This is a genomic window from Actinotignum sp. usb-actsch-rep-73, assembly GCF_059082735.1.
On the sequence record NZ_JBHNPV010000073.1, the window covers coordinates 100,306 to 121,655 of the forward strand.

The 21,350-nt window shown below is 53.6% G+C and carries 17 protein-coding genes and 1 pseudogene; 10 read left to right on the plus strand and 8 right to left on the minus strand.

Translation table 11 applies throughout. From position 1 onward, the window contains the following. Window positions 1–36: 36 nt before the first annotated feature. On the minus strand, window positions 37–285 hold the full coding sequence (locus tag AC5RE1_RS06255) for a DIP1984 family protein (protein WP_006681631.1): 249 nt from the start codon (window positions 283–285) through the stop codon (window positions 37–39). Between AC5RE1_RS06255 and AC5RE1_RS06260 the strand changes: the two genes are divergently transcribed. Then, window positions 181–615, plus strand: a complete 435-nt coding sequence (locus AC5RE1_RS06260; protein WP_279378245.1) for a substrate-binding domain-containing protein — start codon at window positions 181–183, stop codon at window positions 613–615. The two genes, AC5RE1_RS06255 and AC5RE1_RS06260, sit on opposite strands and share 105 nt — an antisense overlap. A gap of 162 nt (window positions 616–777) precedes the next feature. Here AC5RE1_RS06260 and AC5RE1_RS06265 read toward each other — a convergent pair whose 3' ends face one another. The 3 genes from AC5RE1_RS06265 to iolB form a co-directional block, all read right to left on the minus strand. Beyond that, on the minus strand, window positions 778–2,271 hold the full coding sequence (locus AC5RE1_RS06265) for a CoA-acylating methylmalonate-semialdehyde dehydrogenase (RefSeq protein ID WP_006681629.1): 1,494 nt from the start codon (window positions 2,269–2,271) through the stop codon (window positions 778–780). A 192-nt stretch (window positions 2,272–2,463) separates the two neighbouring features. After that, window positions 2,464–4,374 carry a 3D-(3,5/4)-trihydroxycyclohexane-1,2-dione acylhydrolase (decyclizing) gene (gene iolD / locus AC5RE1_RS06270; protein ID WP_493938460.1) on the minus strand — a complete coding sequence of 637 codons (1,911 nt, stop codon included), beginning with the start codon at window positions 4,372–4,374 and terminating at the stop codon, window positions 2,464–2,466. 18 nt (window positions 4,375–4,392) lie between these two features. After that, window positions 4,393–5,286: a 5-deoxy-glucuronate isomerase gene (gene iolB, locus AC5RE1_RS06275; protein ID WP_006681627.1), complete on the minus strand. Its 894-nt coding sequence runs from the start codon at window positions 5,284–5,286 to the stop codon at window positions 4,393–4,395. A gap of 377 nt (window positions 5,287–5,663) precedes the next feature. On the opposite strand from iolB, the gene AC5RE1_RS06280 reads away from it, so the two are divergent. From AC5RE1_RS06280 to iolE, 7 genes are all read left to right on the plus strand, one after another. Continuing rightward, window positions 5,664–6,773, plus strand: coding sequence for a transaldolase family protein (locus AC5RE1_RS06280; protein ID WP_050998820.1), 1,110 nt, complete (start codon window positions 5,664–5,666; stop codon window positions 6,771–6,773). Window positions 6,774–6,806: 33 nt separating this feature from the next. Next, window positions 6,807–7,802: an inositol 2-dehydrogenase gene (iolG, locus tag AC5RE1_RS06285; RefSeq protein ID WP_006681625.1), complete on the plus strand. Its 996-nt coding sequence runs from the start codon at window positions 6,807–6,809 to the stop codon at window positions 7,800–7,802. Between the two features lie 295 nt (window positions 7,803–8,097). After that, window positions 8,098–8,325 (plus strand): hypothetical protein, encoded by a 228-nt coding sequence (locus tag AC5RE1_RS06290; RefSeq protein ID WP_006681624.1) that lies wholly within the window; start codon window positions 8,098–8,100, stop codon window positions 8,323–8,325. A gap of 86 nt (window positions 8,326–8,411) precedes the next feature. Beyond that, window positions 8,412–9,146: a sulfite exporter TauE/SafE family protein gene (locus AC5RE1_RS06295; RefSeq protein ID WP_006681623.1), complete on the plus strand. Its 735-nt coding sequence runs from the start codon at window positions 8,412–8,414 to the stop codon at window positions 9,144–9,146. Between the two features lie 152 nt (window positions 9,147–9,298). Next, window positions 9,299–10,495 carry a Gfo/Idh/MocA family protein gene (locus AC5RE1_RS06300; protein ID WP_006681622.1) on the plus strand — a complete coding sequence of 399 codons (1,197 nt, stop codon included), beginning with the start codon at window positions 9,299–9,301 and terminating at the stop codon, window positions 10,493–10,495. A 75-nt stretch (window positions 10,496–10,570) separates the two neighbouring features. Then, a complete protein-coding gene (locus tag AC5RE1_RS06305) occupies window positions 10,571–12,229 on the plus strand; it encodes an MFS transporter (protein WP_006681621.1) in 1,659 nt (552 codons plus the stop codon). A gap of 92 nt (window positions 12,230–12,321) precedes the next feature. Then, window positions 12,322–13,248 (plus strand): myo-inosose-2 dehydratase, encoded by a 927-nt coding sequence (gene iolE / locus AC5RE1_RS06310; RefSeq protein WP_006681620.1) that lies wholly within the window; start codon window positions 12,322–12,324, stop codon window positions 13,246–13,248. A 259-nt stretch (window positions 13,249–13,507) separates the two neighbouring features. Here iolE and AC5RE1_RS06315 read toward each other — a convergent pair whose 3' ends face one another. The 3 genes from AC5RE1_RS06315 to iolC are packed head-to-tail and all read right to left on the minus strand — an operon-like array spanning window position 13,508 to window position 16,564. After that, window positions 13,508–14,650: a zinc-binding dehydrogenase gene (locus AC5RE1_RS06315; protein ID WP_006681619.1), complete on the minus strand. Its 1,143-nt coding sequence runs from the start codon at window positions 14,648–14,650 to the stop codon at window positions 13,508–13,510. A gap of 31 nt (window positions 14,651–14,681) precedes the next feature. After that, a complete protein-coding gene (locus AC5RE1_RS06320; protein WP_006681618.1) occupies window positions 14,682–15,569 on the minus strand; it encodes a Cgl0159 family (beta/alpha)8-fold protein in 888 nt (295 codons plus the stop codon). A 2-nt stretch (window positions 15,570–15,571) separates the two neighbouring features. Next, window positions 15,572–16,564 (minus strand): 5-dehydro-2-deoxygluconokinase, encoded by a 993-nt coding sequence (iolC, locus tag AC5RE1_RS06325; RefSeq protein WP_006681617.1) that lies wholly within the window; start codon window positions 16,562–16,564, stop codon window positions 15,572–15,574. Between the two features lie 235 nt (window positions 16,565–16,799). Here iolC and AC5RE1_RS06330 point away from each other — a divergent pair, with 235 nt between their 5' ends. Then, window positions 16,800–17,546, plus strand: coding sequence for a GntR family transcriptional regulator (locus AC5RE1_RS06330; RefSeq protein ID WP_006681616.1), 747 nt, complete (start codon window positions 16,800–16,802; stop codon window positions 17,544–17,546). Window positions 17,547–17,568: 22 nt separating this feature from the next. On the opposite strand, the pseudogene AC5RE1_RS06335 reads toward AC5RE1_RS06330, so the two are convergent. After that, a pseudogene (locus AC5RE1_RS06335) lies at window positions 17,569–17,793 on the minus strand (terminase large subunit); the annotation flags it as partial. 81 nt (window positions 17,794–17,874) lie between these two features. Between AC5RE1_RS06335 and AC5RE1_RS06340 the strand changes: the two are divergent. Then, a complete protein-coding gene (locus AC5RE1_RS06340) occupies window positions 17,875–21,249 on the plus strand; it encodes a tetratricopeptide repeat protein (protein ID WP_493938461.1) in 3,375 nt (1,124 codons plus the stop codon). Window positions 21,250–21,350: the final 101 nt, after the last annotated feature.

Genomic DNA, 21,350 nt, shown 5'->3' on the forward strand with positions numbered 1-21,350 from the left:
CGCTCGCCAAAATCGCGAGACTACCAACGAGTCTTTTTAGTTAAGTTCGGTCAGCCAGTTCAGCTGCTGGATTTTCGTATCCAGAAGGCGGTATTTCTTGGCCGCCTCATCGGCCTGGGTGCGCAGCTTAGGCGCGTCCACGGAAGAGACGTAACGCACCTCGGAGCGCGAATAGACGTCTTGACGAGTGCTTGCCGCATCGGCCGTCTCGGCGAGCAGACGCCTGCGTATCAGAGCGATATCCCGGGCAGCTATCGCGTCGGTGAAGATCGCAGCGAACGCCATCTCTGCTGTGAAGATTCAGGCAGACGCAATCCTGTGATTATTACTGACAACATGCCGGTAGCGGAGGGGGTGATCGGTTTTGCCGCGGATCAAGGGCTTGAGGTTGCGCGCGATTTTTCGATTGTGACGATGGGTAACCAGATCGGTTACACGGCTGATACGGCGTTTGATTTGTCGGAGGTCTCAACGGACCGCGAGCAGATGGGACGCCAATGCGTGGATCTGTTGGTTGATGCCTCACGCGCGAAGTCCGTTGAAGACCTCTCCAATAGTGTGGTGTTCGAGCCGAAGTTTATTGATCGAGGCTCATGTGCGAATCTGAAGGAATAGAGCCCCTATTCGTTTAAGTTTGGTAGTTCGAATTCGTCGAGACTCCGATCGAGCGGCTCAGGAATCGTGCTACAACATGAACTGCCCTCGCCACGGTACAGGTGGCGAGGGCAGTGCCAGTATTCGGCTATCTCAGCTTTCTACTATTCGCGAGGAAGCGTTTTAGCTTTCGCGCTGGAAAGACATGGTTGCTTCGTAGGTCTGTTCAGACGGCCAGCGTGAGGTGATTGCTTTTGCCCTGGTGTAGAACTTCACGCCCTCGGGGCCGTGGATGTGCATGTCGCCAAGCAAGGACTGCTTCCAGCCGCCAAACGAGTAGTAGGCAACCGGGGTTGGGATCGGCACGTTGATGCCAACCATGCCGGCCTCCACATCTAGGCTGAAGCGGCGGGCAACACCACCATCATTGGTAAAGATTGCTGAACCGTTGCCGAACTCCACAGCGTTTACGATCTTGATTGCCTCGTCGTAGGTGTCCGCATGGACGATCACAAGAACGGGGCCAAAGATCTCTTCGTAGTATGCCGGTGAGTCCAACGGCACGTCGTCGAGGATGGTTGGGCCGAGGAAGTGGCCGTTCTCGTAGCCCTCAACAACTAGCTTGCGGCCATCGAGTACAACCTTCGCGCCACGCTTTTCTGCATCGTCAATGAGGCCGGTGATGCGTTCCTTAGCCTTTGCGGAGATGACCGGACCCATCTCGACGCCTTCGCCCATGCCTTCGCCAACGTGGATCTTCTCAGCATGCTTCTTCACGAGGCCGGCGAGCTTTTCGCCGATCCCGCCAACTGCTACAACTACGGGCAGTGCCATGCAACGTTCGCCTGCCGCTCCGAAAGCAGCCGCAGAGATGTGCTGTGCGGCAAAATCAAGGTCTGCGTCCGGCATGACAATGGCGTGGTTGTTTGCCCCGCCCAGTGCCTGAACGCGCTTGCCGTGCTTGGTTGCCGTGTCCTGCACAATGTGTGCAACTGGCGTTGAGCCAACAAAGGACACAGCGTCAATGCCGGGGTGTTCCAAAATGTTCGTCACCAGTGAGCGGTCGCCAGATAGTACCTGGAATACGCCGTCGGGAAGGCCAGCTTCCTTGTACAGCTCTGCAGTAAGCAATGCGGCGGAGGGGGTGGCTGAGGACGGTTTCAAAATGAACGCGTTGCCGGTGGCAATCGCCAGCGGGTGCATCCACATGGGAACCATGGCCGGGAAGTTGAACGGGCAAATACCGGCAACAACGCCAACCGGTTGTCTGATGCTGTGGATGTCCACGCCGGTGGAGACGTCAAATGAGTACTCGCCTTTGAGCGCAACGTTAATCGAGGTCGCAAAATCGAGGGTTTCGCGTCCGCGCTGAATCTCGCCGATTGCATCCGAGTAGTTCTTGCCGTGCTCCGCAACAATCAGGCGAGCCATCTCGTCTTGGTGGTCGAGAACCAGTTGGCGCATACGGAACATGATTGCAGTGCGCTTGGCTAGTGGCACTTTAGCCCACTCTTTTTGTGCCTTCTTAGCGATTTCTACGGCGTGGTCAAGGTCCTCACCGGATGCTTCCAGTAGGGTGCCTTCGACTTCACCCGTGGCGGGGTTTTCAACGTCAAGCGTGGCAATAGGGTTGCCTTCGTAGTACTTTCCGTCGACCCAATGCTTAATAGTTTTCATCTGCGAACCTCTTTGTGCACTATTGGAAAAGCGGGAAGATGATCCCGTCGACGGCTACAGTATACAACCGTAAGCGGCATTTGTCATGACAAAGATGTTGCTTGGTTGTTTGTGCGTGAAAAACATGAATCGGGTGGGACACGCCGAGAAGGAAAATGGCGTGATCCCACCCGATCCGGGTTCTATTGGGGCCTATTTAGCTGGCTTGGTGTATTGACGTTGAGGCTCCTGGTCGCGCAGGTATTCCTCATATGCCTTTTGGGTGGATTCGATGCGAGATACCTGCGATACGGGAACATCCCACCAAGAGCTGGAAGGCGGGTTTGGTCCGTAAAGGTCAGTCTCGATGTGAATCATGGTGGTCCGCTCAGCCTTCTCGGCTACGTGGTACGCTTCCTTGAACTCTTCGATGGTGTGCACCTCGATCACATCAATGCCCCACGAGCGAGCGTTCGCGGCTAGATCCACGTCCAGTTTGCAGCCGTCCTCGGTGTGGCTGGTGCCGCCGCCCGCACGATAGCGGGTGCCAAATCGTTGCGAACCACGTGATTCAGACAGTGCGCCAATGGATGCGAAACCGTAGTTTTGCAACAGGACGAAGATAACTTTCACGCCTTCTTGGGCGATCGTGGCTAGTTCCATGGGCAGCATCTGGTAGGTGCCGTCTCCAACGATCGAAACTACCTGCGAGTCCGGTAGTGCCATTTTCACGCCGAGAGCCGCGGGAATCTCATAGCCCATGGTAGAGAATGCGTATTCCACGTGGTATTGCACGGGGGTGCGTGCGCGCCACATGGCCTGTAGATCACCGGGCATTGATCCGGCTGCGTTGATCACTACGTCGTTGTCGCCCATCATTTCGTTTAGGGCGCCAAATACCTCTACCTGGGATGGCAGTGGGGCGTGGCCAAGGTTGGTCAAATGGTCAACTACCTTGTCCCATGCGGCCTTTTCTGTTGCAATTTCCTCAGCGTATTCGGCCTCCACATGGTGGTTGGCGAGTTTTTCTGTGAGGGCGGACAGTGCCTCGCGCGCGTCAGCAATAACCATTTCGCCGCTGTTCTTAACGGCGTCGAATGCCTTGACGTTGATGTTCAGGAAGCTCACATCGGGGTTCTTAAACTGGGTGCGGGAGGCGGTGGTGAAGTCCGAGTAGCGCGTTCCTACGCCGATCACCAAGTCGGCTTTGTCGGCCAAGTGGTTTGCGGCGTCGCAACCGGTGGAGCCAACTCCGCCTACGGACTGCGGGTGGTCAAAGTTGATTGCACCCTTGCCAGCCTGCGTGTCGGATACGGGAATGCCCGTGACTTTAGCGAACTCTCGTAGTTCTTCGCTAGCGTGGGAGTAGATAACGCCGCCACCTGCAATCAGAAGGGGACGCTTGGCACCCCGAATCATCTGCGCCGCGCGCTCTAGGGAAGCGTGGTCGGCGGGCGAGCGACGAATATGCCAGACGCGCTTTTCAAACATTTCAACGGGGAAGTCGTATGCCTCTGCCTGCACCTCCTGCGGCATTGCGAGTGCTACAGCGCCAGTGTCGGCAGGGTCGGTGAGCGTGCGCATGGCTTGCATGAGGGAGGGGAACAACTGCTCAGGCCTGTTAATGCGGTCAAAGAAGGTGCAAACTGGGCGGAATGCGTCGTTGACCGACGTATCCAACGTCTGCGGGTTTTCGACCTGCTGTAGTACTGGGTCGGGCGTTCTGGTTGCAAACTGGTCCGAGGGGAATAGAAGGACGGGCAGGCGGTTAGTGGTGGCCAGTGCGGCGCCGGTAACCATGTTCAAAGAGCCGGGGCCAATGGAAGCGGTACACATCATCGCCTGCATGCGCTCAGATGCCTTCGCGTAGGCAGCGGCGGCATTGACCTGCCCCTGCTCGTTGCGGGGCATGTAGTACGGCATCTCGCCGCCGTCAGGTTCGGGGTCGATTTCGTTTTGGAGCAGTGCTTGGCCGATGCCGGCCACATTGCCGTGTCCGAAAATGCCGAAGGCTCCGGTTATGAATCGTTGTTCAATCCCGTCGCGTTCGCTGTATTGGTTGACCAGAAAACGGATGGTGGCTTGCGCGACCGTGAGTCGAATCGTTTGGACTTGGTGGGTCATGATGCGTTCTTTCTATAGCTACTCAGAGTCGGAGGGGTTCATGGGGGTCATCGGCAGGCGGGGGTCAACCTCTTGGGTTTCCCACGTTTGACGCACCCATGTGTGGTGGGGGTCGTCGGTCATGAGCCACACAGAGTCTTCTGCCGGCCCTGCCATTACGTTGAGGTAGTAGAGGTCGTAACCGGGTGCTGCGATTGAGGGACCGTGGTATCCGTAGGGCATTACCACGATGTCGCGGTCACGAACTTCGGTGCAGACGTCAATGTCGTGTCCGGGGGAGGGGTAGATCCTCTGGATTGCAAAGCCTTCGCGGCCTGCGTCTCCGCGGCGAATTTCGTAGTAGTAGATTTCTTCAAGTTCGCGCTCAACTTCGTTGTGCTCGTCGTGCTTGTGAGGGGGGTAGGAAGACCAGTTTCCGCCCGGTGTTAGCACTTCGCAGGCCAGTAGGTGCGAGGTTTCAACCGTGTTGCCCAGCGCGTAATTGTTGACCTGCCTAGAGGAGGGGCCGGCGCCACGAAGACCGGTGCCCACTTCTTCGCGGGGGCAGTAGCGAGGCGAGAGGTCTTTGGTAGCTTTGGCGCCAGGTAGGGCGATGCGGGCGTGTCCGGATGCGGTGATCGTGATGTCCGTGTTTCGCGGAATGTAGGCGTAGTCCGTGATGTCAGTAAACACGGATTCGCGTCCCTTGATCTCGTATTCTTCGTTCTCTACCTTAACTGTGCATCCGCCCGATAGTGGAAGCACGAGGTATTCTGTCTCGTCACCTTCGACGGTGATTGTTTCGCCGTCAGGAAGATTGAGCACGCGTAGCGAGGACCATTCCCAGCCAGCCCGCTTAGGATCCAGGTCGGTTTCGTACGAGCCGTGCGATGTTGAGCCGGCGCGAACAATGTATTTGCTGTTGTCCGTCATTGGTACTCCTTGGGATTCACGATTGGTTCCGCTCTTTAAAGCTTATGGTGCGTGTGCGCAAAAGCTAACGTCTTCGTCGCTCGCGCTAAGAAAGCACTTGTTTGCAATTGTCGGTCTTTGTGTTTTGTACGTCAAGTATTGTCAAGACAATTTAAGAAAAAGGATGTCGGCGCACGGCAGGGGTGGCGGGATGTGGAGATTCTAGCCCCGCACGGCGGACTTTATGCTTATAAGTGCTCGTTTGGGCACTGGTGGTGCAGAATTATAGGGGATGTCGTCTACGAGCTGGCCGGGAACGAAACTAGTTTGTCGTTACAAATGCTTGACATGCGTTCTGATTTGGAGTTCACTTAGGGCTACGGATAGTTGGATGTCCAATGGTGGCCATCCTCAGGATTTTCGCAGGAGGAACTGTGACTGATTTTACCCCCGGACCTTTGCTTACCGCGACTAAGCAATTCCCTACGGTTCTTTGGAATGACTCGTCGGATTTAGAAGAGTTGCGCCAGTCAATTTCGTTTGGCGGTGTTGGCGCTACCTGTAACCCGGTGATTGCTTACACCACTATTTCAAAGCATCCGGAGATTTGGAACGATCGTATTAAGGCGATCGCAGATGCGAATCCGACGTGGGGTGAGTCTGAGATCGGCTGGCGCGCCGTTAAGGACATGTCTGTCGAGGCTGCGAAGCTGCTGGAGCCGGCATTCGAGGAGCATAAGGGTCGCAACGGACGCCTGTCGGTTCAGACCGATCCGCGTTTCCACCGCGACGCTAAGGCGCTGGCTGACCAGGCTGAAGAGTTCCACAATCTGGCACCGAATATTGTGGTGAAGATTCCTGCAACCAAGGTTGGTCTTGAGGCGATTGAAGAGGCCACATACCGCGGCGTATCGATGAACGTCACTGTTTCGTTCACTGTTGCTCAGTGTGTTAAAGCAGGGGAGGCTATCGAGCGCGGCCTGAAGCGTCGCGAGGCTGAGGGCCATGACGTTTCGCAGATGGGCCCGGTGGTTACCCTTATGGTTGGCCGTCTGGATGACTGGTTGAAGCACGTTGTTGCTCGCGATCGCATCTTTATCGATCCGTCCGCTCTTGAGTGGGCTGGCGTTGCGGCTATGAAGAAGGTTTACAAGATCTTCCAGGAGCGCGGTTTCCGTGCCCGTCCGCTAGTTGCCGCATTCAGGAATGTGTTGCAGTGGAGCGAATTCCAGGGCGCTGACATGGTTGTTTCGCCGCCGTTTAAGTGGCAGGAGATCATTAACGCTTCCGACTACGAGCCGGTTTCTCGCATCGACGTTCCGGTTGATGAGTACTACCTCGAACAGCTTCGCCGGATCCCTGAATTCCACCGTGCTTATGACGAGGACGGCATGACGGTAGAGGAGTTCGAGGACTTCGGGGCCACTCGTAAGACTCTCCGTCAGTTCCTGCAGGCAGACGCCAACCTTGATGCTCTGGTTCGAGACATCATTGTTCCTGCCCCGTAAAACCGTTGTGCTTGTCTCGTTGAAAGGTTAATTATGCTTCGAATTGGAATTATTGGCGCGGGCCGCATTGGCCGCGTGCATGCTCGCTCCGTTGCGGCTCACCCGCAGGCTAAGCTCACTTTGATTGCTGATCCCATGTTGGATTCTGCTCAAGAGGTTGCCCAGGCTTACGGGGCGGAAGCAACGAGTGAAGCTAATGATGTTTTCGTATCTGACAATGTTGATGCAATCATCATTTGTTCGCCAACTCCGCTGCATGGAGATCATATTGTTGCCGCTGCCGCTGCCGGTAAGCCGGCTTTGTGTGAGAAACCGCTGGCTATGGATAGCGAATCCGTTGCTCAGATTCGTGAGCGTCTCGAAGCCCAGGGCACGCCTAATCCGCTGGTGATGCTGGGATTCAACCGTCGTTTCGACCCGTCGTTCAGCTCGATTCATGAGGCAGTAGAGGCTGGCGAGATTGGTCAGCTTGAACAGCTGACGATTATTTCTCGTGACCCGGCTGCTCCACCAAAGGAGTACATTGCGGTTTCTGGCGGCATCTTTAAGGATATGACGATCCATGATTTCGACATGGTTCGCCACTTCCTGGGCGACATCAAGACGGTTACTGCGGTGGGGCAAAACCTTGACCCCGAGCTTGCGGACACCGGTGATTTCGATGGTGTTGTAGTAACTCTTCAGAACGAGGCGGGCCGTAGCGCCACGATTACGAACTCGCGCCACTGTGCTTCTGGCTATGACCAGAGGCTGGAGGCGTTCGGCTCTGAGGGCGCGCTCTTTGCTGAGAATATTCGTCCTACCACGGTTCGTCGTTCTAACAAGCACGTGACGGATGCTCAGGAGCCGTATTTAGACTTCTTCTTGGAGCGTTACGAGGCCGCGTATGCGCGCGAACTCAGTGCGTTCATCGATGCCGTCACCGATGGTCGCGTTCCTTCCCCAGGAATTGAGGATGGTGCACAGGCGCTACGTTTGGCTGAAGCTGCTGAGAAGGCGGCAAAGGAAGGCGTAGTAGTCAAGCTTTAGCTGTTAGTTTCAACACTTTGCGTGCCGGGTATAGCAGTATTCTCCGGCGCGCAAAGTCGTTTGTGAGATGTAGGTTTGCGCGCTTTTGCGCGCAAACCTACATGACATTGCTGCGTGAGCAGACGCGGAAACTGACGTCCCATCGAAAATATTTGTCTTTACAAAGTATGGGGGCTTGAGTAGTCTGTAAATGTCGATCACAAGGGTGGTTGATGTCGGCGCAAGCCGAGCACATAGCCGTGCGGGACGTTATCCCAAACGGTTCCGCACAAGGAACCGTAAAGGAAGATCTACATTGGGTACGTACGCACTTACTGTTGCTGCTCCGCACACGATTAAGGTAGAGGCTCGTCCTCTGTTCAAGCTGGTTATCGCTGTTTTTGCAGTGATTGTGGCTTCCATGGTGGTTGTCGGTATCGCGACTGATCTAACCGCAATGGTCGTTTTCGCAGGGCTCCTGACCGTATGTGGAGCTATTGCTGGTGTTTTCGTTGATCTACATCTACAGATGAATCGCAGGTGAGCTTCCGGTTAGGTTGTAAAACGACCGCCAACTAGCAAGCGCCGATCCCAATGGGGGGAACGGTGCTTTTTCTTTGTGAGGGCAAAATGGCAGGGTTCACAACAGGTGCACTGATCGTATTGGGACTGTGTGCATTTATAGTGGGCATATCTAAAACGGCGTTGCCGGGTGCTGCCACGCTCGCTGTTGCTTTGCTAGCGGCAGTGATGCCTGCTCTGCAGTCCACGGGCGTTATGTTGCTGATGTTGCTCGCGGGTGACGTGATCGCGATAGTTATGTATCGCAAGAAGGCTCATTGGCCAACTTTGGCGCGTCTCGTGCCAGGAGTTCTGGTAGGACTCGCTTTGGGCGCGTTGTTCTTGTATGTGGCTTCTGACCGCGTGATACGCGTGAGTATTGGTTTGGTTCTCCTCGCCCTCATTGCCGTGACAACTTTTCTTTTAAAGAAAAATGCACATCTGAACCTAGAGGGGCCTTGGGCGAGAGCGGTTTTCGGTTCTCTTGCGGGTGTAACAACAATGGCCGCGAACGCGGGCGGGCCGGTAACAACGATGTATTTTTTGGCGGCGAAGTTCCCGGTAAAGACTTTTTTGGGAACCACGGCCTGGTTCTACTTTTTAGTTAACGTAGCAAAGCTCCCGTTCGCCTTGGCTTTGGGGAGTGTCGGGGGTGAATCATTGCACATCGCCGTCCCGTTTTTACCCCTCGTGTTGCTGGGGGCGTTGCTTGGTAAAGTGTTAGCTTCGCGTATGTCGCAAGAGGTTTTTGATCCCGTAGTTACTATTTTGACAGTGGTTTCGGCCGGGTACTTGTTGATTTAGCACGCCTGATCAGGAAAACTCTATATCCTCTTTTCCAATCAAGAGTCTTGACCAGGCCGAATCTCGCTGATAGATTTGTCAATACAAAGTTTTGGGCAATGTTGCCAAATCGGGCGATGCAATGAGCGGACAAAGATGTTCGGAGGAAACCAATGACTACCAAGAAGACGATTGGCGTTGGCGTTATCTCCCTGGGATGGATGGGGCGCTTACATGCGCGCAGTTACAAGGCTGTGAGTGAGCACTTTCCTGAACTCGGGGTACAGGTAAAGCTTGTTGCCGCTGCAGATCCAGTTGAAGAAGCTCAACGTGCAGCGGTTGAAGATCTAGGGTTTGAACGCGCTTACGGTGACTACCGTGAGCTACTCGCAGATCCGGATGTGGATGTTGTTTCGATCTGTTCACCAAACTTCTTACACGAAGAGATCGCCCTGGCAGCAGTAGAGGCCGGCAAGCCGTTCTGGATTGAAAAGCCTATGGGGGTGAGTGCGCAGCAGGCCAAGGCCGTCGCACAGGCGGCCGCTAAGGCGAACTTGCCAACTGCAGTCGGTTTCAACTACCGCCACACTCCGGCTATTGAGTACATGCGTCACCTGGTGCGTAGCGGTGAGCTCGGCAAGATAACGAACGCACGTGTTTGGTTTATTGCTGATTACAACTCCTCGCCAATGGGACCGCTCACGTGGCGTGCTTCGCGTGAAAAGGCGGGTGCGGGCGTGGTGCCAGATCTGATGAGCCACGGCGCTGACCTAGCTCAATACATCATTGGCCGTATCAGTTCCGTTTCGGCTCTTACGGACACATTCATTAAGGAACGTCCGATTCCTACGAAGATGGGCTTTGGTCATTCCGGTTTTGAGATCGGAGACCAGACGAGCCCGGTAGAGAATGAAGACTATGTTGCTTTGCTTGCTCGTTTCGATAACGGCGTGATTGCAACGATGGAGTCGTCGCGAGTCAGTGTTGGCCCTCGCGCGGAATATGTCGTTGAGGTCTACGGCACTAAGGGGTCGGCACGTTGGAATTTTGAGCGTTTGAACGAACTAGAGGTGTGCCTGGGTGTAGACAATGGTGCTACGCATGGATACACGCGCGCTATGGCGGGCCCTCAGTGGGATAACTGGAGCCGTTTCCAGCCGGCAATCGGCACCTCGATGGGGTTTGACGACATGAAGTGTGTTGAAGCCGCGCAGTTCTTGAAGTCGATCCTTACTGGAGAGCAACACGCTCCATCTGCGGCAGATGCCTGGTGTGCAGCAGAAGTCGATGAAGCTATTGTCGCTTCCGCTGCGGATGGCCAATGGCACGACGTTTCGGTAGTTGAAGGCAAAACTACTTTTGATTCGTAAACGGCAATTTGTTGCCAAATTGTCACTTCAATACAGTTACACCTCTCATTGTTGAGGATCAAGAAAGGAAGTCGCATGAGCAAAGATGCTCGTGAAATCCCAATGCAAGGGATAACCCGCGACCAGTTGGCGAAGGCTGTTAAAGACACTCCATCTTCGGGTAAGCACCGCGGTGTTTTCGCGATTGCTGCCGTCGCTACACTCGGTTCGTTGCTGTTTGGTTATGATACCGGCGTAATTTCTGGCGCATTGCCTTACATGCACATGCCGTATGGGGCGGAGGGCCTGCAGCTCACTGCGTTCCAAGAGGGTGCAATCGGTGGCACTCTTTTGGTTGGTGCAGCTCTAGGTGCTCTGATTGGTTCTAGGCTTTCAGACCGTTACGGTCGCCGTCACAACATTACGCTGTTGGCCATACTCTTCCTGGTTGGTGCGCTTGGTACCGCCTTTGCTCCAAATGTATGGGTGATGTATCCGTTCCGTCTGATTCTGGGCTTCGCAGTTGGTGGTGCCTCGGCAACGGTTCCTGTCTACTTGGCTGAAACGGCGCCGAAGAGGATTCGCGGTTCCATCGTTGCTGTTGACCAGTTGATGATTGTTACCGGTCAGTTGCTGGCATTCACCATGAACGCGGTCATCAATGCTATGTACGGTGGTCCGCAGGTAACTATTGAAAGTGACCCCTCGGGCAACCTAGCTCCGGGTGTTTACTCTTTCGACACGCTTAGTGCTTTCCAGGTTGCCAAGGGTGGTTCGATGAGCGCAGATCAGTACCATGCGTTCCTCGATCAACTCGTGGTTGCAGCCGGTAACGGTGCCGCGTGGCGGTACATGCTTGTCCTGTGTTCAATTCCGGCTATCGCCCTGTGGATTGGTATTCGTCTGATGCCTGAATCTTCACGCTGGTACATGTCGAAGATGCGTATGTACGATGCGATTGCCTCGCTCAAGCGTATCCGTGACCCGCAGCGTGACGGTTCCCTCGAAGATGAACTCATGGAAATGATTGAGGCTCGTCAGCATGAAGCTGAGGCTGAGGAGTCGAACAAGGGCTTGCGGTATGTGTTCTCGGTGCCCTGGCTTCGAAAGCTTATGCTGGTTGGTATTTTCCTTGCCATTGTTAACCAAACTACGGGTGTTAATACCGTTATGTACTACGCGCCGAAGGTTCTTGAATACGCGGGCATGTCCACTTCCGCTTCGATTACGGCTCAGGTTGCAAATGGTGTTATGAGCGTGATTGGTTCTGTTTTGGGTATCTGGCTGATCTTGAAGTTTAGGCGTCGCCAAATCCTGATTGCAGACGTAACTGGTGTAGGTGTTTGTCTGCTTGGTATTGCTGCTACGTTCCAATTCGCGATTGCGCCGCACATTGCTAATGGCACTGTGCCGCCAAGCTGGGCCTCGTTCCTCATTCTTGGCCTGATGGGAGTGTTCATGCTGATTGTGCAGTCTTCAAACGGCACGGTGGTGTGGACGATGATGGGCGAGCTGTTCCCTGCGGACGTGCGTGGCGTTATGAACGGTACTGCAATCTTCTGCATGTGGATTACGAATGCATTCATCACCTGGACATTCCCACCGATGATGGAGAGCCTGGGTGGTGGGCTTACCTACACGCTGTACGGTGTGCTTAACCTTGTGATTGCGGTGATCTTGTTCAAGGTTATGCCAGAGACATCTGGCCGCTCCCTTGAGCAGATTGAGCGCGACATGGAAGAGCGCTATTCCTAAACCAGATGGGGGAGGGGGTCCACCTCCCTCCCCCCCCATTAAATTCTTATTTTAGACTTTCAAAACTTTTTTACTCTATCGAAGGAGACAATATGTCTTTCAAACTTGATCTCGAAACTGCCATTTCTGATCCGAATGGCATCACGTGGGGTATGCACCCGATTACGTGGCGTAATGACGACATTCCTGAGGTTGGCGCATACAACACGCTCGAGGACATGCTGCTTGACCTCGCTGATGTTGGGTTCCGGGGCACCGAGTGCGCCGGCTTCTTCCCGGCTAAGGAGATCGTGAAAGAACGCGCTGAGGCGCGCGGCATCAAGATTGTTGCGCAGTGGTTCTCTTCGTTCATTGTTCGTGATGGGGTAGAGGCAGTGATCCCCGAGTTCCGTGAGAAGTGTGAGTATCTGCAGTACTTGGGTGCTACCCGAATCGTAGTGTCTGAGCAGACCGGTTCGGTGCAGGGAGTGCGCGACGTTTGCATCTTCACCAATAAGCCAGTGCTGAACGATGAGGAGTGGGTGAAACTGGCTGAGGGCCTGAACGTGCTTGGCGATATTGCGCACGAGTACGGTTTGGAACTTGTCTATCACCACCACCTGGGCACGGTTGTGCAGACGAAGGAAGAGACGATTCGCCTGATGGATATGACGGATCCGGCCAAGGTCAGCCTGCTCTTTGACACCGGCCACGCATTCGTGGGTGATGGCGATGTAATGGGGCTACTGGAAGCTGTGATTGACCGCGTACGTCACGTGCATTTCAAGGACGTTCGTGAGGAGAAGCTGCAGGAGTCGCGCGAGCAGAATCGCTCGTTCCTGGATTCGTTCCTCAACGGCATGTTCACTGTTCCTGGTGACGGCATGATTGATTTCACGAGGCCGTACCGTTTCCTTGTAGATCACGGGTACAACGAGTGGATCTTGGTTGAAGCGGAGCAGGATCCAGCAGTAGCAAACCCGCACGAGTATGCGCTTAAAGCTCGTGACTACGTTGAGAAGACCCTCTTCAATGCGTAGATGCTAATGCTTTCGAAAGTGCTCGCACACTGTCGAAAGTATCCGGCTCTGTAGTGGGCTTTAGAGGGCTTGTGGAGGTTCGACCATCCTCCACAAGCCCTCTTTTTATATGGTTGAAACGAGTTCGTTGATCTCCTGGGTGCGGCTACGACCTGACGTTTTGCTGCCGGCCATGATTGTCGAGATACAGAAAAGCTCCCCGTGGCTGGGGTGTTGTGACCCAACCACGGGGAGTGATCTGCGATTAAGCGCGGAAACGCTAGAGGCTCATGTCCACAACTGCGCGCCCCTGAATCTTCTGGTCACGTAGCGCCTTGTAGCCTTCGTCAGCTTGTTCAAGTGAGAAGTGCTGAGAGACGATCTCCTTGTAGTTAATGACGCCTTCGGAGGCCAGGTCAACTACCGCAGGGAGGTCTTGGCGGGTGCGTGCACCGTAGGAGCCGAGGATGGATTGCGAGCGGCGTACCGTGCGGTTAATCTCCACTCCTGCTGTCTGCACGCCGGCACCTAGGCCAATCGGTACCATGCGGCCGCCGTCCGCGAGGACGTCGAGCGCAGTGGTCCAGGTTGCGGGAATTCCAAGAGCTTCGAATGATACGTCAACGCCTTTACCGCCGGTGAGGCGAAGTACTTCTTCGCGCGCATCCGTCTTGGCGGAGTTGATTGTTGCGGTAGCTCCGTATCCCTTCATGGGTGCGAGCTTTTCATCGGACACGTCGATGGCAATCACTTGCTTCGCGCCGAATGCGCTGGCGATTTGCACGATGTTAGTGCCAACGCCACCAACCGCTACAACCGCTACGGTTTCTCCGTAGTGCAGGTCTGCGCCGCGTCGGACGGCACCGTAGCCGGTCAGTGCTGCGCAGCCCAGGATGGAGGCGGGGACAAGGTCGATGTTGTCCGGCGTGGGAGCCACCGCTGTTGCGGGAACAACTGCGTATTCTGCCAGGCCGCCCATGGAGTACATGTATACGGGCTCTCCCTCGATGGTGGACAGACGGGTTTCACCGTCGTAGAGCACGCCTTTGAGACGGTTCAGTTCAAAGAACGGTGCACACAGCTCGTCGCGTCCAGAGGAGCATGCCTCGCATTGGCCACACGGCATGAGGAAGCCGCCGGCAACGTTTTGTCCGACTTTGAGGCCGGTGTGCTCAACGCCGGGGCCAAGTTCAACGATGGTGCCGGCAATTTCGTGGCCGAGTACTGCGGGTAGGGGGAAGGCGATTGCGCCTCCGATGACGTGCAGGTCAGAGTGGCACATGCCGCACGCTGCAACTTTTACCAGAACTTCGCCGGCGCGCGGGCGCGGGGTGCGGATGGTTTCTACCTGCAGGCCAACTTCGGTGTCACGTAGTACCGCGGCACGCATGGTTTCCGGAATTTGTGGGGTTTGGGTTGTCATTTTGATACCTTTCGTGGACAAGCGGGTGCTTCTAGATGGTGTTGTTCAAGATCTGTACGGCGGCGTCGACGGCTGCCGCGACGTCGTTGTCGGGTGGGAATAGTAGGGAGCGGCCAATGACTAGTCCCTTAACGTTTGGAAGTTCTAGGGCTTTGCCCCATTCTTTCATTGCGGCCTCGGCGTCTTTTTGCACTTCGCCGCCCAGGATGAGGGCAGGTAGGGTGGATGCTTCCATGACTCGTTCCATGTCGTCAACCACGGGTAGTTTGAGCCACGTGTAGGCGCTGGTGGAGGCCAGTCCGGAGGCGATCGCCATAGATTTGATAACGGCTTCGGGGCTGAGGTCGTTGACGATACGCCCGTTTTTGCGTTCGGAAATGAAGGGCTCAACCATGGCCATAACTCTTTGTTTGGCGAGTTGTTCAACGGCCTGAGCACAGTTTTCTAGGGTCTGCACGCTCCCTGCATCTTCGTAGTTGACGCGCAGGAGCATTTTCCCGCCGTCAAGGCCGGCGGAGGCGATACCCTGCGGGGTGTAGCCGGTGAAGCGGTCATCCATTTCGAATGATGCGCCGGCCAGGCCACCTCGGTTCATAGAGCCGTAGACGAGCTTATTGTTCAGGGCGCCGAGCACTGCGAGGTCCTCGATCAGGTCTGCGGTGCCAAGGAAGCCGTCCACACCGGGGCGCGATAGTGCTTCAACGCAGCGGCGTAGTAGCTCTTCGCGAGATCCCATAGCCGTGAGATTGCCACCGGCTGCAAGGGCTCCTCGGGCCGCGTGGTCGCAAGCGATGATCATTAGCGGCTTGTCGCCACTTGGCATTTTTCCGCGAGGTCGATTGATGAGGGCGCTTTGGACGCGCCAAGGCTCATTGACGCGGATCTTGGTGATGGTGTCGATTAGGGGAGTCCGTGACATGATTAGAAGTCTTCTAGCTCTGGGACGATGTTGTTCTTGTGTAGACGCATGGTGGCTAGTAGCTCTGGCTCGGTTGGCATGGCCGTGGAACATTCGAGGCGGGAAGCAACGATAGCGCCGGCTGTGGAAGCGGCGTAAATGGTCTTCTTGAGAGACCATCCCGATAGCAGGCCGTGACAAACTGCGCCGCCGAAGGCGTCGCCGGCACCTAGGCCGTTGAATGTGTGAGTGGGGGTGACGGGCATTTCGATGCGCTCGTCCCGGGTCTTTGCAAGCGTGCCGTAGGGACCTTGTTTAACGATGGCGAGTTCTACGCCGGCGTCAAGCAGGGCGTCTGCGGCTCGGTCTGGCTCGGTCTCGCCAACTGCGATACGACATTCTTCCTTGTTGCCAATGGCGATGGTCACTTTAGAGAGGGCTTCGCTTACGTGTTGGTGCGCTTCTTCTTCAGATTCCCAGAAGTCTGCCCGGTAGTCGAGGTCGATGATGGTTTGCCCGCTCTTTTGGCGGGCGTCAAGCGCCGCGTGGTGGGCGTTGCGTGACGGCTGTTTGGAGAGGCCGGTTGCGGTGATCCAGAAGATTCTCGCGTCTCGCACGGCGTCGGTAGGAATGTCTTGAAGGGTGAGTTCAAGGTCAGGCGCGGATGGTTCGCGGTAGAAGTAGAGCGGAAAGTCGTCCGGTGGAAAGATCTCGCAGAAAGTGACAGGGGTGTTGAACGCAGACTTTGTTATGACATAGTTATCGTAGACGCCCAAGCGGCGCATTTCGGTGCACACGAAGCGCCCAAATGGATCGTTGCCAACGCCGGTGATAACTGCAGAGCGGTGGCGGTAACTTGCGGCAGCTACTGCTACGTTGGTTGGGCTACCTCCTAGAAATTTGCCGAAGGTTTCAACTGCTTCTAGGCCAACTCCGGTCTGCAAGGGGTACACGTCAATGCCGCAACGTCCGATTGTTAGTACGTCTAGCTCGGGGACTGAAGTTGTGGGTGCCAATGTTTTCTCCTAAGCCAAAAAGAGCAATTTCATTTGCGAACTTCGCTGTTCTTTTATCAGCTCTTGCCTATAACGATAGTCGCGAAGGTGACAAATATCAAGCGTTTGTTATGACAAAGATTGTTTGCGTTTTCATGTTCGTATCACAAGTCTGTTGGCTATAAAAGTCGTGTACGATTTATTTAATCTACCTAAACATGCTTTAGGCTTCCGTTTTAGAATTAAGGATCTTATGATGTCCAGCGCTCCTTTTAGTCCGGACGTTCAGGTTGTGCATGACAGTGACGTACCGCTCCATGTGCAAATCTCTGATGCTTTGGCTGCGATGATTATGAGTGGTGAGATCGCGCCGGGTACTCGTCTTGAAAACGAGGTGTCGATGGCGAAGCGCTTGGATGTTTCGCGCCCAACTGCTCGTCAGGCTTTGCAGTCTTTGGCTGATCGAGGATTGGTAAAGAGACGTAGGGGGGCGGGCACGGTTGTCACTTCGCCACATGTTCGCCGGCCCATGCAGTTGTCGAGTTTGCTGACGGACCTTGAGCAGGCTGGGTTCGAGGTTGAGACTCGGGTGATGGCTTATAACACTCATCGAGCCACGGAGGATGAGGCGCAACGTTTGGAGATTGAGTCGGGCGCTCCCGTTACTTTTATTCAGCGCTTACGTTTGGCTGATGGGGATCCGATTGCGCTCATGTCTAACTTGATTCCAAGCGATATTGCTCCTACCCATGAGGAGTTGGAGGAAAATGGCCTTTACAATCGTCTTCGTGCCAACGGCGTTGTGCCCTCGTATGCAACCCAGGTGATTGGGGCGCGAAATGCCACGTTGATGGAGGCCGAAGCTTTGGGTGAAAAACGTGGCGTCGCTTTGCTTACGGCTACACGTGTTGCGTATGACAATCAGGGACGAGTTGTCGACTACGGTACCCATATTTATAGGGCGTCCAGATATTCGTTTGAAACGAAGTTTTTTGCTGATTAATCTCAGTGGCTCTGCTTTAGTGCTTTTTCGGGAACTCGACGTAGACAGTCGTGAATTGACGGTAGCCATCGTCCTTGATGGTGCCGAATAGGTCGCACATGATCTTCTTCTGCCCAATCCAGGAGTTTGAAAGGATTGCCTACCCACCGCCCTTCGTATGCTTCAAAGCCTGAATAAAGGCAACCGCGTAGTCAGCTTTGCGCTTGTTGTAGGTGGAGCCTGTGGCCATGAACCTGGTCGGCATCATAGACGCAAGCTTCTTGACTCACAGGACGCTTCAACTAATGTGTAATTGGTATTGTGCCGTGTGCTTAGCGGGAGGGGCTGGATGCCAGAGTTATTAGGTCAACACGAATCGATAGCTCAAGACTTACACAGTCGGATTATTGAACTGTCCAATGGTACCTACTCTGGACCACACGTGGTGCTGCTTCGAGGGGCATCCGGTGTTGGCAAGACGGCAATTATTCAGCGTCTATATGAGTTGCTACGATTGGACAACTTTAATAACCCTTGGCATGGGTATGGTCAGTATTGGCCTGAGCTCAATAACGTAGACAATAGTTCCAACCCGCTGAGAGATCGAGCACTACTCTCCCCTGAGTTGGATTCCTTTGTTTGGGCGCAGGACACGCTTCCCACGTTTGGATGGTGGTCGTTTAACTGCGAGGAGTTGCGTAATAGTCAAAAAATAGATGTTGTGGCAATGGGGAAAGAGCAGATGGCGACTCATCTGGCACCGTTGTCGCTTGCGTGGTGGGAAGCATCGGGAACTCTCGCTCAAATCGGAAGTGTACTCTCAGAAGTAACGACTCGAGTGCGCAAAGATCTACAATCAGATGTTGCAGATTCATTACTTGAATCCTCCCTCGAAGCTCTGAGCATTGGGATACCGCTTCCTGCTACTCTCACATCATGGGTTGCTGACATATTACGTTGGGTTGGGAAGAAACGTAAAGACTCCATAAATCTTCACCAAGATGTTTACATGGGAAAACAACATGTTAAGGCTAAGAAGGATGCCGGTAAAGAACTGGCCGAAGCGATCAAATCCTTAACAGCAAAACGCCTGCCTGGAATTGTTGTTGTTGAAGATATGCACCTTATGGGTCCAGAACTTCGATCTCTATTGAATGCGCTAAGCGAACGCGATAATCAACGGCCCGTCATGGTAATTGGTACTGCCTGGCCTGAGGGGATGACTCAGGATGACTTTATGCTATGGCAAGCAGAGATGAAAGCAAAGTCGGACGACCAGATGCGACTCATTGATGTTGACGTGCCGTCATTGCAAGAAGAATCTCTTGTTGAGCTTTTGCTTCGCTACGCCCCAGAAACCTCAGAAGATGTCGCAACAAAAGTGGTGGAGAAACTGAATACCCCTTTGTTCCTTCTACTCTGGATTACAGAACCCAATGTTGCACTAGAAATTCGACTGGCAGGAAACAAAATCCTTCTATCAGATAACTTCAAACTACCAGATAGCGTAGAGCAGGTAGTGGAAAACCGCTGGAATGCCTTGCCAGACGATGTAAGAAATGCCCTGACTACAGCAGTGGCTGGAAATCCATCAAATCCAGATATGGACAAACTGAATCGATTCGTGCCAGCTGTAATTTCAGAAGTCTTTAAGGAAATCTATCAAGTCTCGGAAGAAACCACTAAAGAGGCAATCCAAAAAGCCCGAGACCCCATCGGGTGGTGTAGAGGATCAATCCAAGTGACAAATTTCTCTGATCCCCTGCTGGCTAGGCATGTACGAAAATCCGTACAGGGTTTGTCGACTTTGAAGACGCATATGCGAAGGATTACGCAACAAGCTTGTACAAATTGGCTAGACGAACATCGTGAGCACCTTGACTTACCGAACACTACACAGGTCGAGGCAGTGGTGGACTGGTATCTCAAGTTTGCAGATGACGAATCATCACTTACTTTTGCTGCTGCGCAAATACATGTCGCAAGACGCAACATGGAATCATACGAGTTTTCCAAGGCAATCGAACACTACAATGCGGCTCTCAACGTGATTGCAGAGGTTGCTGGGGACCGAGATCGTACCATGCTGCTCCGACAGATTGCGAGTTGCTATTACGCCATGTCTGAGTATAGTGATGCCGAAGCAATCATAATGGAACTGCTTCCTATACAGATTAGGCTGGATGGGCACTCACATCCAGATACCCTGGCCGTCAAACTTCTTCATGCAAGACTATTGATGAGGAGCGGGGAACCGCTAAGAGCGATGCCAGTCTTGCTTCACATCACAGAGATGTTACAGCAACATTTCTTTGGCAAGTCGATTCCAGAGAATGTAATACAAGAGATTTATATTCCGTTGGTAACACTCAAGGGAGATTTGTCCTTTGAAAGTCATGCTAATGACGATGCCATAGAATTTTACGATCATGGTTCAGAAGTATCAGCGAAGATTTATGGTGAGCGATCCCTGAAAACACTCATTCTTCAGTTGAAACGACTACGCGCAGTACACGCAAAGACTCCCGAAAGCGAAGTCGCTTTCGACCAAGGAACCGAGTTATTAACAAAAATTCGAGAAGTCAGCGGTGGACAGTCGGCTGTGGCCCTTGAAGCAGAATCGAACTTGATTTTTTGGGGATACAAGGCACAACAGATTGAAAATGTAGAGGAAGCGTTTCGAGATTTAGATTTAAGGATTCCCAAGTTAAGAGATTATGCCTCACTTCGAGCAGATACTTATTTGTGGGCCGGGGACATCGCACTTGAAGAGCGGAGATTTGCTGATGCTCAGCATTGGTTTTCAGCTTGCTTGTCCGTGGTAAATGAGCACCACGGAGCTTATGATCCATTAAGCCTGCGTGCAGCACACCAGCTAGGCGTCACATTACTGAAACTCGAGCAATATGACTCTGCGCGGGAGGTTGTCGAGACTTTGACTGAAAATGCGCGCATTGTGGTTGGTCCTACTGGAAGTAGCGCGGTGCGTGCGGAAGTCCTCCTCTCGTTGATTTATCAAATCCTGAGGAGAGATGATGAAGCGATCAAGCGGCTTACTAAACTTCGTGCAGAATTTGTTAGTGATTCGAATGCTGACATCGAACTTGTTGAGTTGGTCGATGCCCGCTTGCGTAAGCTTAACTTGGGGGTGAAATTCACTGACTTTTACCCGCTGGTTCAAATGAAGAACGGGCGGTTTGGACGCCTGAGAGGAACTGATGTTGACGATGATCCGCTTTGGTTCATTGAAGGTGATAGGGAGTTCCCCGAAATCACCAATCAGTTGATTGTTATTGGGAATACTGAAAATTTTCTTGAGAGAGCCCCGGAACATTGGGCCTATTACCTAAGCGTTCTTAGTCGTGCTTATCTGAATCTGGGATCATGTTACTGGAGGTCAGGCAAGATAGATGAGGCAGACCAGGCATTTGGAGCTGCCGACAAGTGCGTGAATCTGTATTTCTCTAGAGCAAGCAAGACTGGTGATATCCCTCCTGACCCGGAAATGGCTGAGATGGCTTCAAGGGGGGTGGCGCTTTCCATCAACATGGTGGGTATGCTGGTTGCCCTCAATCTAACTTCTGATATGAGAGAGGTGTTTGATAAGAACAGAGAGCGAGCTTTTGGTCTTTTGAGTCAGCTTAATAATGAAACTCAGGAGAACCTTAGGAACGTGAACCTAGAGTTACTCGAGCAGGTTCTAGTTGAACTAATACCTGAATAGAAAAGTAGACATGAGTCAGGAGCAAAAAGTTCATAAAAGCATGTGTCGAGGCTGTTGACGGAAATGCGTTCTAGAGATATGAAAATACGCCATTCTAACTA

Excerpts from the sequence above, each read along its gene's own strand:
- AC5RE1_RS06320 (WP_006681618.1), bottom strand. The coding sequence starts at position 15,569 with ATGTCACGGACTCCCCTAATCGACACCATCACCAAGATCCGCGTCAAT.
- AC5RE1_RS06340 (WP_493938461.1), top strand. The coding sequence starts at position 17,875 with ATGCCAGAGTTATTAGGTCAACACGAATCGATAGCTCAAGACTTACAC.
- AC5RE1_RS06280 (WP_050998820.1), top strand. The coding sequence starts at position 5,664 with ATGGTGGCCATCCTCAGGATTTTCGCAGGAGGAACTGTGACTGATTTT.
- AC5RE1_RS06330 (WP_006681616.1), top strand. The coding sequence starts at position 16,800 with ATGTCCAGCGCTCCTTTTAGTCCGGACGTTCAGGTTGTGCATGACAGT.
- AC5RE1_RS06255 (WP_006681631.1), bottom strand. The coding sequence starts at position 285 with ATGGCGTTCGCTGCGATCTTCACCGACGCGATAGCTGCCCGGGATATC.
- AC5RE1_RS06300 (WP_006681622.1), top strand. The coding sequence starts at position 9,299 with ATGACTACCAAGAAGACGATTGGCGTTGGCGTTATCTCCCTGGGATGG.
- iolE (WP_006681620.1), top strand. The coding sequence starts at position 12,322 with ATGTCTTTCAAACTTGATCTCGAAACTGCCATTTCTGATCCGAATGGC.
- iolG (WP_006681625.1), top strand. The coding sequence starts at position 6,807 with ATGCTTCGAATTGGAATTATTGGCGCGGGCCGCATTGGCCGCGTGCAT.
- iolD (WP_493938460.1), bottom strand. The coding sequence starts at position 4,374 with ATGACCCACCAAGTCCAAACGATTCGACTCACGGTCGCGCAAGCCACC.
- iolB (WP_006681627.1), bottom strand. The coding sequence starts at position 5,286 with ATGACGGACAACAGCAAATACATTGTTCGCGCCGGCTCAACATCGCAC.
- AC5RE1_RS06315 (WP_006681619.1), bottom strand. The coding sequence starts at position 14,650 with ATGACAACCCAAACCCCACAAATTCCGGAAACCATGCGTGCCGCGGTA.
- AC5RE1_RS06265 (WP_006681629.1), bottom strand. The coding sequence starts at position 2,271 with ATGAAAACTATTAAGCATTGGGTCGACGGAAAGTACTACGAAGGCAAC.
- AC5RE1_RS06295 (WP_006681623.1), top strand. The coding sequence starts at position 8,412 with ATGGCAGGGTTCACAACAGGTGCACTGATCGTATTGGGACTGTGTGCA.
- AC5RE1_RS06305 (WP_006681621.1), top strand. The coding sequence starts at position 10,571 with ATGAGCAAAGATGCTCGTGAAATCCCAATGCAAGGGATAACCCGCGAC.